Source organism: Peptostreptococcus russellii (genome assembly GCF_003012055.1).
GTDB lineage: Bacteria > Bacillota > Clostridia > Peptostreptococcales > Peptostreptococcaceae > Peptostreptococcus > Peptostreptococcus russellii.
On sequence record NZ_JYGE01000003.1, the window covers coordinates 1 to 19,772 of the forward strand.

General features: G+C 33.0%; 25 protein-coding genes. 23 read left to right on the top strand and 2 right to left on the bottom strand.

Annotated features, from left to right (window positions below):
* Nucleotides 1–266: 266 nt before the first annotated feature.
* The 15 genes from UF10_RS09230 (at nucleotide 267) to UF10_RS02180 (ending at nucleotide 9,861) form a co-directional block, all read left to right on the top strand.
* Complete coding sequence (locus UF10_RS09230) at nucleotides 267–404, top strand: hypothetical protein (protein WP_002321670.1); 138 nt, start codon at nucleotides 267–269, stop codon at nucleotides 402–404.
* Nucleotides 405–457: 53 nt separating this feature from the next.
* Nucleotides 458–1,075: a recombinase family protein gene (locus UF10_RS02100; protein ID WP_002321671.1), complete on the top strand. Its 618-nt coding sequence runs from the start codon at nucleotides 458–460 to the stop codon at nucleotides 1,073–1,075.
* Nucleotides 1,075–3,219, top strand: a complete 2,145-nt coding sequence (locus UF10_RS02105; RefSeq protein ID WP_002352589.1) for a type IA DNA topoisomerase — start codon at nucleotides 1,075–1,077, stop codon at nucleotides 3,217–3,219. Before UF10_RS02100 ends, UF10_RS02105 begins: the two co-directional genes overlap by 1 nt.
* Nucleotides 3,220–3,344: 125 nt before the next feature.
* Nucleotides 3,345–3,578, top strand: a complete 234-nt coding sequence (locus UF10_RS02110) for a peptide-binding protein (RefSeq protein WP_000527320.1) — start codon at nucleotides 3,345–3,347, stop codon at nucleotides 3,576–3,578.
* Nucleotides 3,579–3,624: 46 nt separating this feature from the next.
* Nucleotides 3,625–4,362, top strand: coding sequence for a 23S rRNA (adenine(2058)-N(6))-methyltransferase Erm(B) (erm(B), locus tag UF10_RS02115; RefSeq protein WP_002292226.1), 738 nt, complete (start codon nucleotides 3,625–3,627; stop codon nucleotides 4,360–4,362).
* 145 nt (nucleotides 4,363–4,507) lie between these two features.
* Entirely contained in the window at nucleotides 4,508–4,792 is a 285-nt protein-coding gene (locus UF10_RS02125; RefSeq protein ID WP_073459356.1) for a topoisomerase C-terminal repeat-containing protein, read from the top strand.
* A 144-nt stretch (nucleotides 4,793–4,936) separates the two neighbouring features.
* Entirely contained in the window at nucleotides 4,937–5,791 is an 855-nt protein-coding gene (locus tag UF10_RS02130) for a ParA family protein (protein WP_002594335.1), read from the top strand.
* Nucleotides 5,792–5,888: 97 nt separating this feature from the next.
* Nucleotides 5,889–6,098 (top strand): peptide-binding protein, encoded by a 210-nt coding sequence (locus tag UF10_RS02135; protein ID WP_000527318.1) that lies wholly within the window; start codon nucleotides 5,889–5,891, stop codon nucleotides 6,096–6,098.
* A 16-nt stretch (nucleotides 6,099–6,114) separates the two neighbouring features.
* Entirely contained in the window at nucleotides 6,115–6,387 is a 273-nt protein-coding gene (locus UF10_RS02140) for an antitoxin (protein WP_000301765.1), read from the top strand.
* A 1-nt stretch (nucleotide 6,388) separates the two neighbouring features.
* Nucleotides 6,389–6,550: a hypothetical protein gene (locus UF10_RS09535; protein WP_002304403.1), complete on the top strand. Its 162-nt coding sequence runs from the start codon at nucleotides 6,389–6,391 to the stop codon at nucleotides 6,548–6,550.
* A 47-nt stretch (nucleotides 6,551–6,597) separates the two neighbouring features.
* Nucleotides 6,598–7,143: an AAA family ATPase gene (locus UF10_RS02150; protein WP_002304402.1), complete on the top strand. Its 546-nt coding sequence runs from the start codon at nucleotides 6,598–6,600 to the stop codon at nucleotides 7,141–7,143.
* A 452-nt stretch (nucleotides 7,144–7,595) separates the two neighbouring features.
* Nucleotides 7,596–7,733 carry a hypothetical protein gene (locus UF10_RS09560; RefSeq protein WP_021388699.1) on the top strand — a complete coding sequence of 46 codons (138 nt, stop codon included), beginning with the start codon at nucleotides 7,596–7,598 and terminating at the stop codon, nucleotides 7,731–7,733.
* A 440-nt stretch (nucleotides 7,734–8,173) separates the two neighbouring features.
* Nucleotides 8,174–8,491: a hypothetical protein gene (locus UF10_RS02170; protein ID WP_002333463.1), complete on the top strand. Its 318-nt coding sequence runs from the start codon at nucleotides 8,174–8,176 to the stop codon at nucleotides 8,489–8,491.
* A gap of 533 nt (nucleotides 8,492–9,024) precedes the next feature.
* On the top strand, nucleotides 9,025–9,522 hold the full coding sequence (locus UF10_RS02175) for a DnaJ domain-containing protein (protein WP_002325587.1): 498 nt from the start codon (nucleotides 9,025–9,027) through the stop codon (nucleotides 9,520–9,522).
* A 33-nt stretch (nucleotides 9,523–9,555) separates the two neighbouring features.
* Entirely contained in the window at nucleotides 9,556–9,861 is a 306-nt protein-coding gene (locus UF10_RS02180; RefSeq protein WP_002425015.1) for a hypothetical protein, read from the top strand.
* Nucleotides 9,862–9,883: 22 nt separating this feature from the next.
* Here UF10_RS02180 and UF10_RS02185 read toward each other — a convergent pair whose 3' ends face one another.
* The gene (locus UF10_RS02185) at nucleotides 9,884–10,141 is read right to left on the bottom strand and encodes a hypothetical protein (RefSeq protein WP_002325623.1); all 258 of its coding nucleotides are present in this window, start codon (nucleotides 10,139–10,141) and stop codon (nucleotides 9,884–9,886) included.
* 2 nt (nucleotides 10,142–10,143) lie between these two features.
* Nucleotides 10,144–10,443 (bottom strand): hypothetical protein, encoded by a 300-nt coding sequence (locus UF10_RS02190; protein ID WP_002325624.1) that lies wholly within the window; start codon nucleotides 10,441–10,443, stop codon nucleotides 10,144–10,146.
* A gap of 412 nt (nucleotides 10,444–10,855) precedes the next feature.
* Between UF10_RS02190 and UF10_RS02195 the strand changes: the two genes are divergently transcribed.
* The 8 genes from UF10_RS02195 (at nucleotide 10,856) to prdB (ending at nucleotide 19,702) form a co-directional block, all read left to right on the top strand.
* The gene (locus UF10_RS02195; protein ID WP_106776185.1) at nucleotides 10,856–11,191 is read left to right on the top strand and encodes a zinc ribbon domain-containing protein YjdM; all 336 of its coding nucleotides are present in this window, start codon (nucleotides 10,856–10,858) and stop codon (nucleotides 11,189–11,191) included.
* Between the two features lie 92 nt (nucleotides 11,192–11,283).
* Nucleotides 11,284–12,732 (top strand): DEAD/DEAH box helicase, encoded by a 1,449-nt coding sequence (locus tag UF10_RS02200; RefSeq protein WP_106776186.1) that lies wholly within the window; start codon nucleotides 11,284–11,286, stop codon nucleotides 12,730–12,732.
* A gap of 214 nt (nucleotides 12,733–12,946) precedes the next feature.
* Complete coding sequence (locus UF10_RS02205; RefSeq protein WP_106776187.1) at nucleotides 12,947–13,258, top strand: YbjQ family protein; 312 nt, start codon at nucleotides 12,947–12,949, stop codon at nucleotides 13,256–13,258.
* Between the two features lie 864 nt (nucleotides 13,259–14,122).
* Nucleotides 14,123–15,367: a glycine/sarcosine/betaine reductase component B subunit gene (locus tag UF10_RS02210; protein WP_106776188.1), complete on the top strand. Its 1,245-nt coding sequence runs from the start codon at nucleotides 14,123–14,125 to the stop codon at nucleotides 15,365–15,367.
* Nucleotides 15,368–15,385: 18 nt separating this feature from the next.
* Complete coding sequence (gene prdC, locus UF10_RS02215; protein WP_106776189.1) at nucleotides 15,386–16,678, top strand: proline reductase-associated electron transfer protein PrdC; 1,293 nt, start codon at nucleotides 15,386–15,388, stop codon at nucleotides 16,676–16,678.
* Between the two features lie 59 nt (nucleotides 16,679–16,737).
* On the top strand, nucleotides 16,738–18,516 hold the full coding sequence (gene prdA / locus UF10_RS02220; protein ID WP_106776190.1) for a D-proline reductase (dithiol) proprotein PrdA: 1,779 nt from the start codon (nucleotides 16,738–16,740) through the stop codon (nucleotides 18,514–18,516).
* Between the two features lies 1 nt (nucleotide 18,517).
* Nucleotides 18,518–18,937, top strand: coding sequence for a CBO2463/CBO2479 domain-containing protein (locus UF10_RS02225; RefSeq protein ID WP_106776191.1), 420 nt, complete (start codon nucleotides 18,518–18,520; stop codon nucleotides 18,935–18,937).
* A 39-nt stretch (nucleotides 18,938–18,976) separates the two neighbouring features.
* Complete coding sequence (gene prdB, locus UF10_RS02230; RefSeq protein WP_106776192.1) at nucleotides 18,977–19,702, top strand: D-proline reductase (dithiol) protein PrdB; 726 nt, start codon at nucleotides 18,977–18,979, stop codon at nucleotides 19,700–19,702.
* Nucleotides 19,703–19,772 lie beyond the last annotated feature (70 nt).

Here is a 19,772-nt window from a genome sequence, read left to right on the forward strand (position 1 = left end):
AAAAGCAAAAGCAAAAGCAAATATTAAAAATACTTGAAAAATAGAAAGCTTAAGTAAGTATTTTAAAAATAATAAATAAAATCTATATATTGGAAAATATTTTAAAACATAATTAAAAATATAGGAGATTTTTATACTGGGATAGGTTATAATATTACTTTGGAGGTGATAAAATGAGTATACTTATTTGTCCTATAAACTATTTAGCAGCATAATAGATTTATTGAATAGGTCATTTAAGTTGAGCATATTAGAGGAGGAAAATCTTGGAGAAATATTTGAAGAACCCGATTACATGGATTGGATTAGTTCTTGTGGTTACGTGGTTTTTAACTAAAAGTAGTGAATTTTTGATTTTTGGTGTGTGTGTCTTGTTGTTAGTATTTGCTAGTCAAAGTGATTAAATAGAATTCATATCCAATTTATTTTTTTCTTAACAAGGGAGGTGTTTTTTAACATGACTAAAGTAGGGTATGCACGTGTCAGTAGCAAAGAACAGAACTTAGATAGACAACTGAAAGCGTTAGAGGGCGTTTCTAAGGTCTTTTCAGACAAAGCAAGCGGTCAATCGGTCGAACGCCCACAATTACAAGCTATGCTTAACTATATTCGTGAAGGGGATATAGTTGTTGTTACTGAATTAGATCGATTAGGACGAAATAATAAAGAATTAACAGAATTGATGAATCAAATTCAAATTAAGGGGGCAACCCTGGAAGTCTTAAATTTACCCTCAATGAATGGTATTGAAGATGAAAATTTAAGACGGCTGATTAATAATTTAGTGATTGAATTGTATAAGTACCAAGCGGAATCTGAACGCAAACGAATTAAAGAACGCCAAGCCCAAGGAATTGAAATTGCTAAGAAAAAAGGAAAATTCAAAGGGCGACAACTGAAATTCAAAGAAAATGATCCACGTTTACAACACGCTTTCGATTTGTTTTTGAACGGTTTATCCGATAAAGAAGTTGAAGAACAAACTGGAATTAATCGCCGAACGTTTAGAAGGTATCGATCAAGATACAACGTGACAGTCGATCAAAGAAAAAACAATGAAAAGAGGGATAGTTAATGAGTACGGTTATTTTAGCTGAAAAACCAAGCCAGGCATTAGCCTATGCAAGTGCTTTAAAACAAAGCACCAAAAAAGACGGTTATTTTGAGATCAAAGACCCAATCTTTGCAGATGAAACGTTTATCACGTTTGGTTTTGGGCATTTAGTCGAGTTAGCAGAACCAGGTCATTATGACGAAAAGTGGCAAAATTGGAAACTTGAATCATTGCCGATTTTTCCTGATCGATACGATTTTGAAGTGGCAACAGATAAAAAAAAGCAGTTTAAAATTGTTGCTGAACTTTTAAAACAAGCAAATACAATCATTGTCGCAACAGATAGCGACAGAGAAGGCGAAAACATTGCCTGGTCGATCATTCATAAAGCAAATGCCTTTTCTAAAGATAAAACGTATAAAAGACTATGGATCAATAGTTTAGAAAAAGATGTGATCCGTAGCGGTTTTCAAAATTTGCAACCAGGAATGAATTACTATCCCTTTTATCAAGAAGCGCAAACACGCCAAATTGCCGATTGGTTGATCGGCATGAATGCAAGCCCTTTGTATACGTTAAATTTACAGCAGAAGGGCGTACAAGGTACATTTTCACTAGGACGTGTTCAAACGCCCACCTTATATCTTATTTTTCAGCGCCAGGAAGCCATAGAAAACTTTAGAAAAGAACCTTTTTTCGAGGTGGAAGCTAGTATAAAAGTAAACCAAGGGTCATTTAAGGGCGTTATAAGCCCCACACAGCGCTTTAAAACCCAAGAGGAGCTTTTAGCTTTTGTTTCTTCTGAACAAGCTAAAATAGGCAATCAAGAGGGGATAATTGCTGATGTTCAAACCAAAGAGAAGAAAACGAATAGTCCGAGTTTGTTTTCTTTAAGTAGTTTGCAATCAAAAGTTAATCAGCTTTATAAAGCGACAGCGAGCCAAACTTTAAAAGCTATGCAAGGACTGTATGAAGCAAAATTATTGAGTTATCCAAGAACAGATACACCATTTATTACAGAGAACGAATTTGCTTATTTAAAAGCGAATTTTGGCAAATATAGCGGTTTTTTAGGACTTGATCTTGAAATGGTTCAAACAGAGCCTAGAAAGCGTTATGTGGACGGTAGTAAGGTACAGGAACACCACGCCATTATCCCAACAAAACAAGTACCTACCGAATCTGCATTAGCGAAAATGGACGATTTACAACGAAAAATATATGCTTTAGTCGTTAAAACGACCGTTGCCATGTTTCTACCTGATTATTTGTATGAAGAAACTAAGATACAAACCAAAGTAGCCGACTTACTTTTTCAATCAATAGGCAAGACACCAAAGCAAGAAGGTTGGAAAATTCTTTTCAAACAACAAACCAAAGAAGAAGAAGAGGACGTTCAAACGTTACCCTTGGTTATCATTGGAGAACATGCCGAGGTTGACGTTAAGAGTGCCGAAAAAGAAACACAACCACCGAAAGCTTTTACAGAGGGTACATTATTAACTGCTATGAAAACGGCGAATAAAACGGTTGATGATGAAGAAGCAATCAAGATTTTACAAGAAGTTGAGGGGATTGGAACAGAAGCGACAAGAGCAAGCATTATTGAAGCCTTGAAACAAAAAGAATATATCCAAGTGATTAAGAATAAGCTTGTTGTAACTGAAAAAGGAAAATTATTGTGCCAGGCAGTTGAAAGTCAGCACCTTTTAACGAGTGCTGAAATGACGGCTAAATGGGAAACGTATTTAAAAAAAATCGGTAAAAGAGAAGGCAATCAAGAGAACTTTATTACGAATATCAAAAAATTCATTGTTCATTTACTGGAAGCTGTACCTAACGATATAGAAAAACTAAATTTTTCTGATTACCAGGAACAGAAAGAAAAAGAAGCAGAAAAAAGTATTGTAGGAAAATGTCCTAAGTGTGGCAACAATATTGTATTAAAAAAATCGTTTTATGGTTGTTCAAATTATCCTGAATGTAAGTTTACTTTAGCTGAACATTTTAGAAAGAAAAAACTCACCAAAACAAATGTAAAAGAATTACTAGAGGGAAAAGAAACCCTGGTAAAAGGAATCAAAACGAAAGATAGAAAGTCCTACAATGCCGTTGTAAAAATCGGAGAAAAGGGATATATTGATTTTATATCTTTCTCAAAATAAACATAAAAGCCCTTTAAAGAGGGCTTTTATATATTAATCACAAATCACTTATCACAAATCACTTGTGATTTGTGATTGTTGATGATAAAATAAGAATAAGAAGAAATAGAAAGAAGTGAGTGATTGTGGGAAATTTAGGCGCACAAAAAGAAAAACGAAATGATACACCAATCAGTGCAAAAAAAGATATAATGGGAGATAAGACGGTTCGTGTTCGTGCTGACTTGCACCATATCATAAAAATCGAAACAGCAAAGAATGGCGGAAACGTAAAAGAAGTTATGGAAATAAGACTTAGAAGCAAACTTAAGAGTGTGTTGATAGTGCAGTATCTTAAAATTTTGTATAATAGGAATTGAAGTTAAATTAGATGCTAAAAATTTGTAATTAAGAAGGAGTGATTACATGAACAAAAATATAAAATATTCTCAAAACTTTTTAACGAGTGAAAAAGTACTCAACCAAATAATAAAACAATTGAATTTAAAAGAAACCGATACCGTTTACGAAATTGGAACAGGTAAAGGGCATTTAACGACGAAACTGGCTAAAATAAGTAAACAGGTAACGTCTATTGAATTAGACAGTCATCTATTCAACTTATCGTCAGAAAAATTAAAACTGAATACTCGTGTCACTTTAATTCACCAAGATATTCTACAGTTTCAATTCCCTAACAAACAGAGGTATAAAATTGTTGGGAGTATTCCTTACCATTTAAGCACACAAATTATTAAAAAAGTGGTTTTTGAAAGCCATGCGTCTGACATCTATCTGATTGTTGAAGAAGGATTCTACAAGCGTACCTTGGATATTCACCGAACACTAGGGTTGCTCTTGCACACTCAAGTCTCGATTCAGCAATTGCTTAAGCTGCCAGCGGAATGCTTTCATCCTAAACCAAAAGTAAACAGTGTCTTAATAAAACTTACCCGCCATACCACAGATGTTCCAGATAAATATTGGAAGCTATATACGTACTTTGTTTCAAAATGGGTCAATCGAGAATATCGTCAACTGTTTACTAAAAATCAGTTTCATCAAGCAATGAAACACGCCAAAGTAAACAATTTAAGTACCGTTACTTATGAGCAAGTATTGTCTATTTTTAATAGTTATCTATTATTTAACGGGAGGAAATAATTCTATGAGTCGCTTTTGTAAATTTGGAAAGTTACACGTTACTAAAGGGAATGTAGATAAATTATTAGGTATACTACTGACAGCTTCCAAGGAGCTAAAGAGGTCCCTAGCGCCTACGGGGAATTTGTATCGATAAGGGGTACAAATTCCCACTAAGCGCTCGGGACCCCTTGTAGGAAAATGTCCTAAGTGTGGCAACAATATTGTATTAAAAAAATCGTTTTATGGTTGTTCAAATTATCCTGAATGTACCTTCACTTTAGCTGAACATTTTAGAAAGAAAAAACTCACCAAAACAAATGTAAAAGAATTACTAGAGGGAAAAGAAACCCTGGTAAAAGGAATCAAAACGAAAGATAGAAAGTCCTACAATGCCGTTGTAAAAATCGGAGAAAAGGGATATATTGATTTTATCTCTTTTTCAAAATAAGCATAAAAGCCCTTTAAAGAGGGCTTTTATATATTAATCACAAATCACTTATCACAAATCACAAGTGATTAATCACAAATCACTTGTGATTTGTGATTCCTAATGATACAATATTACTATACAAAAAAAGAATGGGGCGTAGTTATGGAGAAGGAAGAACTCAAAATACTTGAAGAATTAAGACGTATTTTAAACAGTAAAAATGAAGCGATTGTTATCTTAAACAATTATTTTAAAGGTGGTGTTGGAAAGTCAAAATTATCGACTATGTTTGCTTACTTGACAGACAAATTTAATTTAAAAGTTTTAATGATCGATAAGGACTTACAAGCAACATTGACAAAAGACTTAGCAAAAACATTTAAGGTAGAATTGCCACGTGTTAATTTTTATGAAGGACTGAAAAATGGAAACTTGGCTTCTTCTATTGTTCATTTGACTGATAATTTAGACTTGATCCCTGGCACGTTTGATTTGATGTTACTGCCAAAATTAACTCGCTCATGGACTTTTGAAAATGAAAGTAGATTGCTTGCTACTCTTTTAGCACCTTTAAAAAGTGACTATGATCTCATTATTATTGATACTGTACCAACGCCAAGCGTTTATACAAATAATGCAATCGTGGCAAGTGATTACGTTATGATCCCTTTACAAGCAGAAGAAGAAAGTACAAACAACATTCAAAACTATATTTCCTATTTGATTGATTTACAAGAACAGTTTAACCCTGGACTAGATATGATCGGTTTTGTTCCTTATTTAGTTGATACGGACAGCGCAACGATAAAATCAAACCTGGAAGAACTGTACAAGCAACATAAAGAAGATAACTTGGTTTTCCAAAATATTATCAAGCGAAGTAATAAAGTAAGTACCTGGTCTAAAAACGGAATTACAGAACACAAAGGCTATGACAAAAAAGTTTTATCCATGTATGAGAACGTATTTTTTGAAATGCTTGAGCGAATCATTCAATTAGAAAACGAAAAAGAATAGAATCACAAATCACAAGTGATTAATCACAAATCACTTGTGATTTGTGATTGTTGATGATAAAATAAGAATAAGAAGAAATAGAAAGAAGTGAGTGATTGTGGGAAATTTAGGCGCACAAAAAGCAAAACGAAATGATACACCAATCAGTGCAAAAAAAGATATAATGGGAGATAAGACGGTTCGTGTTCGTGCTGACTTGCACCATATCATAAAAATCGAAACAGCAAAGAATGGCGGAAACGTAAAAGAAGTTATGGATCAAGCCTTAGAAGAATATATACGGAAATATTTACCTGACAAACTTTAAAAGGAGTGAAAATGAAATGGCAGTTACGTATGAAAAAACATTTGAAATAGAGATCATTAACGAATTATCGGCAAGCGTTTATAATCGAGTATTAAACTATGTTTTGAACCATGAATTAAATAAAAATGACTCTCAATTATTGGAAGTCAATTTATTAAACCAATTAAAGCTTGCAAAACGTGTAAATCTTTTTGATTATTCTTTAGAAGAATTACAAGCCGTTCATGAGTATTGGCGGTCAATGAATCGTTACTCAAAACAAGTTTTGAATAAAGAGAAAGTGGCTTAATATGGCAAATATAGTCAATTTTACTGACAAACAGTTTGAGAATCGCTTAAATGATAATTTAGAAGAATTGGTTCAAGTAAAAAAGCGGTTGAATCGCCAACCGCTTTTTTACTTGGTGGGCAATCAGGGTCAGGGAAAACCAGTTTGCGAAGAAGATGATTGAGCAGGCAGGAACAAAGTGATAAATTCAAATTGTGAGGGAAAATACAGATGAATCAAGGAAGAATTATTGTGATTACAGGCTCACCGGGGACAGGAAAAACAACAACTGCGTCAATTGTCGCAAAGGAATCAGATATGGATAAATCAGTGCATATGCACACCGATGACTTTTTTCATTACTTAAGCAAAGGCGCAATACCACCACATTTGCCAGAATCCAACAAGCAAAATCTGGTTGTCATTGAAGCCTTTTTAGAAGCTGCAAAGCGATATGCTCGTGGCGGATATGATGTAATTGTAGATGGGATTGTCGGGCCATGGTTTTTGGAGCCATGGAAAGCTCTTGCCCAAGAAGATTACGAGGTACACTATATTGTATTAAGAGCGAGTAAAAAAGAAACTATGAAGCGAGCTGTGGAACGCTCAAAATTAGATAGAAAAACAAATATTGAATTAGTGGAAACAATGTGGGAGCAATTTTCCGGTTTGGGGATATATGAATCAAATGTCATAGACACAACTACATTCACAATTAAAGATACGGTTTCCGCAATAAAAGAAAGAGTTGCATGTGGGACGTCTTTACTATCTTAGACATTCCCATTTGTCAGGAAGATAGCAAAGCCAGCCGAGCCAGTCAACGGTCAAGATGAACGGCGCATTTCATGCGCCGCCGTTGACAGTCACGCCCGTCTTTGCTAAAAAGTAATCAAGGCGGGAAAGCCCTAAAATGGCTTCCCGCCCATTTCAATTTTTAGAAAAGAAACGCTCCAAAATCAGAAAGAGAGCGTCCAAGCACTTTGAGGGATTGGCCGCCTTGTCCACCCATTCAGCGGGACAGCGGGCGGAGGTCAAGGCCGGGTGTAAACCCGTTCATTTCAGCTTAGAAACCCTTCATAAAACGGGCTTATTTAGCGATATAAGGCTTTATAATAGAGAAGGAGTGAAACTTCTATTCAAGTTTAGAAACGCCTTCCATTAGTCCGAAAGAGACCTTAGAAAGAGAATTAAATCGTAAAGTATCAGGGAAAGAAATTCAACCGACTTTGGAGAGAATAGAGCAAAAAATGGTTCAAAATCAACACCAAGAAACCCCTGAATTTAAAGCAATTCAACAAAAATTGGAAAGCTTGCAGCTACCTACACCACCAATACCCAAAACACCTAAACTTCCAGGACTTTAAACCTTAAAAAAGGAAAAGAGTAGTTACCAAAAAACGGTAACTACTCTTTTTTTATAAAAACCTTTCCTCATGTTTGAAAAGCTGATCGAGAAATAAAGCACACAACGGTATTCTTTCTTTTTTCAGTTGGTACATTTTGCAGTCTGTAACGTGTCATTTACTGTTTGTTACCTTAACATATCCAGTCGAAAACACAAGGGTATATAAACGAGCAAGCTCGCCCTTGTGTTTTCTTTGTGTCTATGTTGCGTTCTCGTCACAGCAAACGACACGAACACACTGGCGAAAATGAACCAACAAAACGAAAAAAGAAAGGAGCGTATACTGTAATTTATTTCTAGCTTTTAAAACATGAGGAAAACAGCTTCACTTCCTCAAACGCCTAACAAAAATGGTTGTCAAAAAACTAAAAATCAAAAAAAAGAAAAGAGGAAAAGAAAATGGAAAAAACAAAAAAATTACAATTAGAAGATTTTACAGAAAATGAGTTTTTTGGAACACAAGAACAGAAATATCTAAAAGCTCAAGTAAGAGAAGAGCTAAAAGAGCAAGGCTTTATCATAGATAGCAGTTTTGAGGGCGATTTTAAAACATGGATAGGTGTATACGCAAGACCAAAAGATAAACCGACCTACTTAGACCCTCAAAACGATAAAGAAGCAGAAGAACAAGAGCAATATTCTATTAACGGCTTTAAACAAGATTTTAGCGAATGGTTTGAGTGGGAAATAAAAAATTTGAAAATTAAAGAAATGTAAAAAAAAAGCCTAGCAAAAAAAGCTAGGTTTTTCTTTTAGGTAAAACACCAAAAAGAAAAACCTAAGAAGGATAAAATAAGTTGTTCCACTTGCGGTGCAGTTGCTCCTCGTTCCAAACCCAACTTATTTCTTTGCAAAGATATTTGTATTTGACTAACACCTTTCCTCGAATGGTAAAAGCTAACCGTTCGTTACTCTACCTCAGATACTTTCTTTTTTCAGTTGGTACATTTTGCAGTCTGTAACGTGTCACTTACTGTTTGTTACCTTAACATATCCAGTCGAAAACACAAGGGTATATAAACGAGCAAGCTCGCCCTTGTGTTTTCTTTGTGTCTATGTTGCGTTCTCGCCACAGCAAACGAAACGAACACACTGGCGAAAATGAACCACCTAAACGAAAAAAGAAAGGAGCAAGATATGTAGAACATTCACAGCTTTTACCATTCGAGGAAAACAGCTTCACTTCCTCAAACGCCTAACAAAAATGGTTGTCAAAAAGCCAAAAATAAAAAAGAAAAGGAATGATAAAAATGAAATACATTAAAAACGTTGAAACATTGGAAGAATTGAAAAAAGCCTACAAAAAGTTAGCTTTGAAGTTACACCCCGATTGTGGCGGGAATGAAGAAGAAATGAAAATTTTGAACAATGAATATGACGAACTGTTTAGCAAACTTAAAAACACTCATAAGAATAAAGAAGGTGAAACTTACACCAAAGAAACAACAGAAACACCCGAACAGTTTAAGGATATTATTAATAAATTGTTCAACCTAAAAATGGACGGCGTAGCAATCGAAGTAGTAGGAACATTTATATGGCTAACAGGTAATACAAAACCTTATAAGGACGACATAAAAGCCCTAGAATTTCGTTATTCACCAAAAAAATACGCATGGTATAAAGCACCAAGCGATTATAAAAAACGTAGTCGAAAAAATTATGATATGGACACAATAAGGGGAATGTATGGAAGTCAAAAGGTGAAGGAAGATAAAGAAGAAAAAAAATACTTACAAGCCAATTAAGGCTTGTAAGTTTATCAGAAAGGAAGTTTTAAAGTGGATATTAAAATAAAAAAAATAAATTTTGAAGGTAATATTTTAAAAGTTATAAAAGCGATAGTAACAGAAATGAGAGGAATAAATAATCATCAAAAATATGATTTTGATTTATATCAAATAGAAGCACGTTCGCCAATGTCAACAAGAGAAATAACTTTAACAGTTGATTTTATAGAAAAAAAAGTATCAGGTGATATTATCGCTTTTGGTGATTGGTACGATTTGGATATAGAATCAGTAAATGAAATATTAAAGCAATTAAAAAAGGAAGAACAAACATTAAGAACAATCAATTTTATTTAAAAAAGTATCAAAAAAAGGAAAATTATTTTTCCTTTTTTTGATACTTTTTAGGTTTATTTGCTTTAATATATTCAGAAAAAATTTTTAAAAATTCTTCCGTTTCTTCTACAGTTAAATAGTCAATTTCAAAATACTTTTCTAATAAAGCACCTTTTTCAATTAGACGCTTTGTTCTTCTTTTTCTGTTAATATTTTGCTCGCTATTCGCTCGCAAAATATTTTTTTGAATTTTTAGTTTTTCTATTCTTTTGTTGATGTCATTTAAATCATTATTTACCATAACTATTTAAGTAATTCAGAAAAATTTTGACTATTCGCATTTAATAAAGTTTCTAATTCGTCATAGAATAATTCTTTGTTTTCTTCAATCGATTCAATAGAAATATCATTTTTTGAAAGAGTAGAAAGGACAAAATCACCAATATCTGCTTTTGATTTTAGAATTAATTCTTCTTTCTTCTTTTGTAATTCTTTAATTTGAAGTTCAATATCAGAAACAGTTTTTTTCTTTCTCTTTTTTGGTTTTGTTTTTGGAATGATTTGTTCATTTTCTGTCTTGATGTTTTGATCTTGGTTTTCCATAAAATACCCCTCCTAATAATTTATATATGTCTATCATATTATATTATTTTTCTAAAATCAATAAATATAAATGGAAATGTCAGGATAAACATATTTACTTTTATAATGATAAGTGGTAAAATTAATTTATTAAGGATTCCCTTAGACGATTTACTAAGGGCGCACTATGCCATTACATTTATATCTATGATACGTGTTTGTTTTTTCTTTGCTGTTTAGCGAATGATTAGCAGAAATATACAGAGTAAGATTTTAATTAATTATTAGGGGGAGAAGGAGAGAGTAGCCCGAAAACTTTTAGTTGGCTTGGACTGAACGAAGTGAGGGAAAGGCTACTAAAACGTCGAGGGGCAGTGAGAGCGAAGCGAACACTTGATTTTTTAATTTTCTATCTTTTATAGGTCATTAGAGTATGCCAAATTGTCCTAAGTGTAATGGAGAATATACATATGACGATGGAACTTCTTATGTGTGCCCAGATTGTTTCTATGAATGGACGCAAAGAGATATGGAAATTCTTTTAGAAGAAGCTACAATAAAAGATGCATTTGGAAATGAGCTAAAAGATGGTGATAATGTAACAATAATAAAAGACCTAAAGGTTAAAGGTTCATCAGATGTATTGAAGCAAGGTACGAAAGTAAAGGGAATACTTTTAAGAGATGCAGGAGATGGTCATGACATCAGCTGTAAGATTGCAGGCTTTGGAAGTATGAATTTGAAGTCTGAAGTAGTGAAAAAAATATAACTTTAAGCCTCTTGGATAATTATCTAGGAGGTTTTTTGTGTAATTAAGTCAAAAATAGTATATAATACTAATATATATAGAAAAGAGGAAATATGGAAGAAGTAGAATTTAAAAAAATGGAATTAAAGAAAGAGATTTTAAAGGCAATAGATTTATTAGGCTATAAAAATCTAACTAGAGTACAAAAGGAAACAATTCCTTATGTCTTGAAAAAACAAGATCTAGTTGTGAAATCAGAGACTGGAAGTGGAAAAACACTATCATTTGCTATACCTATTTGTAATGATGTTATTTGGGATGAAAGAAGTCCACAAGCCTTAGTGATTGTTCCAACACGTGAATTAGCAATACAGGTAAAGAAAGATTTCTTTGAAATAGGAAGACTAAGAAGATTAAAGACAGTAGACATATATGGAAAATCTCCATATATGAGACAGGAGACTGCTCTTAAGGCTAGAACGCATATAGTAGTAGGTACTCCAGGTAGAATAATAGATCATATTGAAAGAGGAAATCTAAGAACTGACAAAATAAAGTACTTGGTATTAGATGAATCAGATGAGATGTTGAATATGGGATTTTTGGAGCAGGTAGAAACAATAATAGAAAACCTTCCAAGTGACAGAACAAATCTACTTTTCTCTGCAACTATGCCAGAAGATATTGAAAGATTAGCTTCTAAATATATGAATAAGGCAGAGTATATAGAGATAGAATCTAGTGAAAATGCATTTGATAGAATAGAACAAATATCCTATGAAGTAACTGCATCAAACAAATTAGATAGTTTAAGAAAGATAACTATATCAGAAAATCCAGATAATTGTATAGTATTTTGTAATACTAGAGATACAGTTGAAGAAGTGTATGATTATTTAGAAGAGGATTCTTATAGAGTAGATAAGATACACGGTGGTATGGAACAAGATGATAGAACTAAAGTAATGCAAGATTTTAAAATGGGTAAATTTAGATATCTAGTTGCTACTGATGTTGCAGCTAGGGGAATTGATGTTGAAGATATAACTCATGTAATAAACTATGATATACCAAGAGATATAGAGCCATATATCCATAGAATAGGAAGAACTGCTCGTAAAAAGAAGACTGGAAAAGCAATAACATTCTCTAGAAGCAATCAGAGCAAGTTTTTATCTGAGATAGAGTCTTATACAGGAAGAAATATAATAAAAAAAGATATTTCAGAAGTAATAGTAGAAGATGAAGATATAAGAAGCTTTGAAGATAAGATGAGAGAAAAGCAGGCAGGATCTAGATTAAAAGAAAAAGAATTAAATAAGGGTATCTTAAAACTACATATAAATGCTGGTAAAAAGACAAAGATGAGAGCAGGAGATATAGTAGGAGCAATTTCCAATATTGATGGTGTTAATGCTGAAGATATCGGTGTAATAGATATTATTCCAGTTTCGAGTTTTGTTGAAATCTTGAATGGTAAGGGAGAATATGTATTAAAAGAGCTACAGAATGTAAAGATAAAGGGTAGATTAAGAAACGTAACAAAGGCAACAAGACAATAGTAGGTTGCTCAAATATACTTTATTTAAAAATTAAATGTTGTAAATTAAAACTGGAATTTTAATATTAAAAGCTTAATTAATTTTTTTAAAATATTGGAATATTATATTTAAAATAGTATAATATAATCAGTTTGAAGCAAGTACAGCTTATTGTATTAATGAAAAATCTGAATTTTAGCTATACTTATTTATTTTTAAAATATGGAGGTGCTTTATGTTATTAGTAAATACAGACTATTATAGTGGTAAGGAAATTGAGATGTTAGGACTTGTAAGAGGTTCAACAATTCAGAGCAAAAATATAGGAAAAGATATTGGACAAGGATTAAAAACAATAGTTGGTGGAGAACTTAAGTCTTATACAAAGATGATGGATGAGGCAAGAGATATAGCAACTCAAAGAATGATAAAAGAGGCAGAAGGTTTGGGTGCAGATGCAATTATAAGCATAAGGTATGCAACATCTGCTATAATGCAAGGTGCTGCAGAAGTAATGGTATATGGAACGGCAGTAAAATTTAAATAAAAATAGTGGGAGGGATTCAAGGAATTTGAATTCCTCTTTTTTTATGTAAAATAAATACAATAGATATCTGTGTAAATCATATTTGTGTAGAATACCTTTGTATCCACTTGTAACATAATATGACCGTTTATCAATAAATGATTGAAATGAAACTGTTCAGATTGTACAATCAAATTAAATCAGTACTGAAGCATTTAAAATAATAAGGAGGATAAATATGTTTATAGGAAATATAGTAAAAAATGGTATGTTTTTTATATTCAAAATTTTTTAGTAGCTATGACAATGATATATTTTATTGCTGAATTCCGTAATGTATAATAAATATTAATAAAAATCAGAGAAAACTAGAATCCTATAATGGATAATAAAATATATAAAAGAGAATGCATATATAAGAGTGCATTCTCTTTTTTCTTATTTTCAGAAAAAAACGCCAACTTTATACCAAAAATTTAGTATAGTCAGAATATTGTAAAGATGTCAAGATATTGTCCTAACAATTTTAGATAAAAAATAAAATCATATAAAGCTTGAAATTTCAAGCTTATAAGAGATATATAATATAAAAATATTATAATTAAATTCGAAAAACAGAATAAACGTTGAGAAAGCTGACATATTATTATCAATAGCCAAAATAACTTATTATTTTGGCTTAACTAACTAAACTTTATAAGTAAAAAAGTTATTTATATAATAAGTTTTGCTAATAAATATACATATTGTTAAAAAACAGACTATTGGCATGATACTTGCATTATAGTATGATAGATAAAAAAAATGATAGATATTTATTAAAACAATACTAACTCTATCTACTAATTATAATTTTATAGAATATTTTTTATAGGAGGCGATATTATGGGGTTGGGTCCGAGTATCAAGATGACAACGCTGCATCACTTTAACTGCCCAATTACGAGGCTTTTACGAAATGAAGAAAATCTTGAGTTTGTAGGAATAATAGTAGATGGAGTATCAGAAGTATATGATGATAAAGTCTATACTGCCAAAAGAACAGCAGATCTTGCACAAGCAATGAGAGCCGATGCTGCAATAGTATCTATAGATGGATGGGGAAATCACCATGTGGATTTTGTAAATGTAATAGAAGAATTAGGTATAAAAAATATTCCCTCAGTAGGTCTTAGTTTTATAGGTCTACAGGGGAGACTTGTGTGCACTAATAAATATGTAGACTGTCTAGTAGATTTTAATAAGGGAGAAAGTGGTTATGAAAACTGTATTGTAGGAGATAATAATCTTACTGAATACGATGCTATGAAAGCTATAGCACTCCTAAAATTAAAGCTAAAAAGATCAGGAAAAGAAGTGGATAGTAAAGAATTTGAAAAAAAGATTTTAAAAAGATTGCTATTTAAAGAGTATGATATTAAAAAAGTTGAGTTTGGAGATGAAACTAAAATTTCTAGGTCTCTACTTACAATAGATAAAGATATAGCAGACAAGTTTAAAGATATGGAAGAAAGAATAGAAAATATAAAAGTCAATATAATAAAACCTTTTGAACATAATATTTTCGTTAACTCTAATTTGGATTTTATGCCAATTGCCTGCAAAGTTAGAGGGGAGTTGGGAGAGGGGATTAGCTCTTTATTGTCCGGAGTAAGTCTTATGTTGACAGGTGTTGAAAAAGTATCTGGCTATCAACCTTCGAATATTGGTTCATCAGAAGGAATGTTAGACAAGATAGTGAAATTTGGTCAAGATGGAACTCCAGAAGCTTCTGATTATATAATCCATGTAGATATTGAGTTTAGAGAGGGAGAAGGAAGAACAGCAGAGGGAATAATGGCAGCACATAAAATAGCTGATATGATTCTTTCTGATATAAGAAATGAAATTAAAAAAATAGATGATATCCCATATAGAAAAGAAGAGTTTTATGACTTAGCTAAAGAAAATAAAAGAAAAGTAGTTCTAATAAAGATTGTGTCTGGGCTTGGAAATATGTATGATACATCAATGTTTCCATATGAGCCAGGTGGATTTATTGGGTCTAGACAAATGATGAATTCTAGTAATCTTCCTTATGTAATTTCACCTAATCAATGCAAGGACGGAGCTATACATTCATTGTTATAAATTTAAGGGGGTATTCGAATGCAAAAGATGTATGAATTTCCACTTGTTCAAGGGGTGGGAGCAGCTAGTGAAGCAGTAGTAAATGAAGGAGAAAGAGTTTTAAGAGGTCAGTTGATAGCAAAATGTACAGATCAAAGTCTAGGACAAAATATTCATTCAAGTGTTACAGGAGTAGTAGATAATCTAGATAAAGAAAAAATAATTATTTTAGCAGATGAAGTTCAAAGTGATGACTTTGTGAAGCTTAAATCTACAGATCCTTTGGATATTATAAAGGAGGCTGGGATAGTTGGTCTGGGAGGAGCAGGATTTCCAACTCATGTAAAGCTAGCTAAAGCCTTTGAAAAGGGTGGAGTTGTAATAGTAAATGCAGCTGAATGTGAGCCGATATTAGATCATAATATTGAATTTATAAATGAAAACCCTGATTATGTTATCAAAGCATTAAAAACAGTTATGAAAATAGTTAATGCCAAAGATGGGGTAATAGGTATAAAGAATCTACATAAAGAAGAGATAGATTTACTAAATAAAAATATAGATAATAAAAATATTTCAATAAAAGGGCTTGAAAATATGTATCCAATGGGAGAAGAAAGAGCTCTAATAAGAGAAGTATTAGGAGTAATTTTAGAAGTTGATAAATTACCGATGGCAGCAGGTTCTATAGTAATAAATTTGGAAACTATATGTAGAATACAGGAAGCCATAGATTTAAAGAAACCTTTGATAGACAAGGATTTGACTGTTGGTGGAAAAATAAATGGTGATCTGATTAAAACTTTTAGAAATGTTCCAATAGGTACAAAAGTTGGCGAAATGATAGAAAGAGCTGCTGGCATATCTTCAAGTTATGGCGAAATCATAATGGGAGGGCCTTTTACAGGAAAGAGAACAACTCTTGATTCGCCAGTCGTTAAAACTACAGGAGGAATTATAGTAGCAGAAGAATTCTGGAAGGGACCAGAAAAGATTGGCTTGTTGGTGTGTGCTTGTGGTGCTAATAAAGAAAGATTAAAAGAAATAGCAGACAGCATGGAATCTAAAGTAGTAGGTGTTGAATATTGTAAGCAAGCAATAGAAATGAAAAACAAAACTCATAAGTGTGAAAATCCAGGAGTATGTCCAGGACAAGTACAAAAGGTTATGGCTTTGAAGAAAGAAGGAGCACAGGCTCTTTTAATAAGTAATTGTACAGACTGTTCAAATACAGTTATGTCTTGTGCGCCACAATTAAAATTGCCAGTATATCACTGTACTGATGGTGCACTTAGAGCAGTAAATATGAAATTGGTAAGAAGAATGAAGTAGAACTTTCCATCTCATTATAGAGGGATGTTAAGATAAATATTTTGGAAGGAGTGGTGAAAGTGTCAATAACACAAGAAACAGTAAAAGCACATTTGAAAGATCCAGCTATTTTCTGCTGCCGTAGAGATAAGGGGACTGTTATTAGTCCAGCAGATCTAGAAGACCCAGCTTTATTCGAGGATATGGTGGATGCTGGATTATTAACACTAACTGATGATGGTCTAACAATCGAACAGGTATTAGGAAAAACTTTGGTTGAGGATTGTGAGGCCTTGACTCCAATTACATCAAACATATTAGACGGTGTAAATGAAGTTGAAGAGTCTGTTGAAAGTGCAAAAAAGCCAGAAGAAATTGAAGTGATAGCCCCAGAACAGAAGGAAATATTTGGAGGAGGAAATGGTATGATTCATGTAAAAATCGACAAGTTAGAAGGACTTACTCTTGATATTCCAGCAGGAACTTCTTTAGGAGGTACTCCGCTTGCTGGAGAAGCTAGAAAAGCTGAAGAAAAAGTAGGCGAAAAAAAGGTTATAAGAAAATTATTAAAGCAGCATATAAAGATAGATGATGCCGAAATAGGAAAAGAAACTTCAATAAAAGATGGTAAGATAACTATAGATGAAGAGATAGTGAAAAAAGCTGTTTTAGAAGATAGTCTATGCAAGAGTTTGACTCTAGATATTATAAAGCCTGAAGATCGTCATATATACACAGAAACTATAATGGACGTTGTTCCTATAGCGACAAAAGTTGACGGTGAAATAGGTAGTGGTGTAACAAAGGTTGCAGACGGCGTAGTATTTATGCTTACTGGTGTTGATGAAGATGGAGTCCAGATACATGAGTTTGGTTCTTCAGAAGGATATCTTGATGAAAAGATGTACTTTGGTCATCCAGGTTGTGCTGATGAAGGCGATATAATAATTCGTTGTCATGCAGTAATAGAAAGACTATCAGGTATGACTAGACCAGGACCTTTCGCAGCTCACAAGTGTCAAGATTATATTATTCAGGCAGTAAGAGAAGAACTTAAGAAATATGAAGGTGAAGTAGTTCGTGAAGAAGTTTGTGAAGACGTTAGAAGAAAGGGTGCTCCTAGAGTTGTTCTAATTAAGGAAATAATGGGACAGGGAGCAATGCATGATAATGTACTTTGCCCAATAGAACCTTGTGGAGTAGCTGGGGGACAGAAAAATGTTGATATAGGTAACGTTCCTGTATTACTTACTCCAAATCAGGTAAGAGATGGTTCAATACATGCACTTACTTGTATAGGACCTGCAACTAAGGAAATGACTCGTCATTATATTCGTGAGCCATTAGTTGAAGGACTTGCTACAGATAGTGAATTTGACCTTATAGGTGTTGTATTTGTAGGTTCGCCTCAGGTAAATGATGAAAAACTTTGGGTATCTGAAAGATTAGGATCTCTACTAGAAGGTCTAGATGTAGATGGTTGCATAATCACAACAGAAGGATTTGGAAATAACCATATTGACTTTATTGAACATATCGGTCAGGCTGGAAAGCGTGGAATTCCAGTAGTTGGTGTATCATTCTGTGCATATCAGGGACAGCTAGTTGTAGGTAATGAATATGCTACAGCTATGGTTGAAGAAAATATGGACATGGGCGGATTTGAAAATGACGTAGCTGGTTGCTCTTGTGTTACTCCAGAAGTTGCAGTACGTGCTATACAGATGCTTAAGAATGAAATGCTAGGAATAGAAATAAAGCCAGCAGAGAAAAAATGGAATAATGATGTAATAAATGCAAACAACAAACTTTTAGGTCTACCAGAGACAGAGCTACTAGATAGCGGTACTCTTCACTAAGATGTTAAACTATCAAATAAATCCTGTACTAATGGGTGGAAAGGTGAAAAGTATTTCTGCAGAGGGAGTAGTAAAAATAAACCTTAATGGTAGACTAGGTGTTATTAAAGTTCCCCAAAATCTATTTATAAATAATGAAGAGTTGGACGTAGGTAAAAAGCTAAGATTCTTTTTTAGCTATGTAAAAGTAGTTGACAACTGTTTAGAATTTGATAATTCAGATCTTAATGCAGAATATGGAGTAGAACCAACATTATTAGGTGGCGTATTTAAAGAAGTTAATGATACAGCCGTTGAACTTTCTATTATGAATGGACAGGGCAGTGTAGCTGTGCCACGTCGTTGGATTTTTACAGAGAAAGAATTAGAAGAAAATTTTAACTGCGAGTTATATTTAAGTTGCATAGAAGTGCTAAATTAATATTACTCAAATATATATAAATTTAAGGAGGAAAATTTCATGAAATTAACAGGCAAAGAAGGAATGCAATCAGAAATATTTGTTCCGCTAACTCCTAAGGCAGTATTTACAGAATTAAAGAAGCCTTTAAGTGAGTGTAAGGTGGCATTTATTACTGCAGGAGGAATTCACATAAAGTCACAAACACCATTTAATACATCTGGTGATTTCTCATATAGAGCAATACCATTTGATACACCTTCATCAGAATTGATGGTTACTCATGGTGGATTTGATAACTCTGATATAAACAAAGACGTAAATGCAATGTTCCCTATAGATAGATTACATGAATTAGTTAAAGAAGGCTTTATAGGCTCTTTACCTAAAGAAACTTATACATTTATGGGCGGCGGAGGAAATGTTGAAAAATTCCAAAATGAAACTGGTCCTGAAATAGCTAAGAAATTAAAAGAGCAAGATGTTGATGTAGTACTTTGCACAGGTGGTTGTGGTACTTGTCATCGTTCTGCTACAATAGTAACTCGTTGCTGTGAAGAGCAGGGAATGAGCTGTGTTGTAATAGCTGCACTTCCTCCAATCGCTCGTCAGCAGGGGGCTCCAAGAATAACAGCTCCACATGTTCCAATAGGATCAAATGCTGGAGAACCAAATAATAAGTCAATGCAAACAGCAATACTAAAGGAATCTTTGGAATGGGTAAGAGATTGTCCAAGCTTCAATAATACAAAGATACTACCTTACGAATACAGACACAATGTATAGTATTTCAATTTTGCTTTATTAAAATAAATTCTCGAAAAATAGTGGTGATACCAAAGTATCACCACTATTT

Excerpts from the sequence above, each read along its gene's own strand:
- UF10_RS09535 (WP_002304403.1), top strand. The coding sequence starts at position 6,389 with ATGGCAAATATAGTCAATTTTACTGACAAACAGTTTGAGAATCGCTTA.
- prdB (WP_106776192.1), top strand. The coding sequence starts at position 18,977 with ATGAAATTAACAGGCAAAGAAGGAATGCAATCAGAAATATTTGTTCCG.
- UF10_RS02175 (WP_002325587.1), top strand. The coding sequence starts at position 9,025 with ATGAAATACATTAAAAACGTTGAAACATTGGAAGAATTGAAAAAAGCC.
- UF10_RS02210 (WP_106776188.1), top strand. The coding sequence starts at position 14,123 with ATGGGGTTGGGTCCGAGTATCAAGATGACAACGCTGCATCACTTTAAC.
- UF10_RS02130 (WP_002594335.1), top strand. The coding sequence starts at position 4,937 with ATGGAGAAGGAAGAACTCAAAATACTTGAAGAATTAAGACGTATTTTA.
- UF10_RS02185 (WP_002325623.1), bottom strand. The coding sequence starts at position 10,141 with ATGGTAAATAATGATTTAAATGACATCAACAAAAGAATAGAAAAACTA.
- UF10_RS02195 (WP_106776185.1), top strand. The coding sequence starts at position 10,856 with ATGCCAAATTGTCCTAAGTGTAATGGAGAATATACATATGACGATGGA.
- UF10_RS02100 (WP_002321671.1), top strand. The coding sequence starts at position 458 with ATGACTAAAGTAGGGTATGCACGTGTCAGTAGCAAAGAACAGAACTTA.
- UF10_RS02140 (WP_000301765.1), top strand. The coding sequence starts at position 6,115 with ATGGCAGTTACGTATGAAAAAACATTTGAAATAGAGATCATTAACGAA.
- UF10_RS02150 (WP_002304402.1), top strand. The coding sequence starts at position 6,598 with ATGAATCAAGGAAGAATTATTGTGATTACAGGCTCACCGGGGACAGGA.
- UF10_RS02190 (WP_002325624.1), bottom strand. The coding sequence starts at position 10,443 with ATGGAAAACCAAGATCAAAACATCAAGACAGAAAATGAACAAATCATT.
- UF10_RS02170 (WP_002333463.1), top strand. The coding sequence starts at position 8,174 with ATGGAAAAAACAAAAAAATTACAATTAGAAGATTTTACAGAAAATGAG.
- prdC (WP_106776189.1), top strand. The coding sequence starts at position 15,386 with ATGCAAAAGATGTATGAATTTCCACTTGTTCAAGGGGTGGGAGCAGCT.
- UF10_RS02225 (WP_106776191.1), top strand. The coding sequence starts at position 18,518 with ATGTTAAACTATCAAATAAATCCTGTACTAATGGGTGGAAAGGTGAAA.
- UF10_RS02105 (WP_002352589.1), top strand. The coding sequence starts at position 1,075 with ATGAGTACGGTTATTTTAGCTGAAAAACCAAGCCAGGCATTAGCCTAT.
- UF10_RS02200 (WP_106776186.1), top strand. The coding sequence starts at position 11,284 with ATGGAAGAAGTAGAATTTAAAAAAATGGAATTAAAGAAAGAGATTTTA.
- UF10_RS02205 (WP_106776187.1), top strand. The coding sequence starts at position 12,947 with ATGTTATTAGTAAATACAGACTATTATAGTGGTAAGGAAATTGAGATG.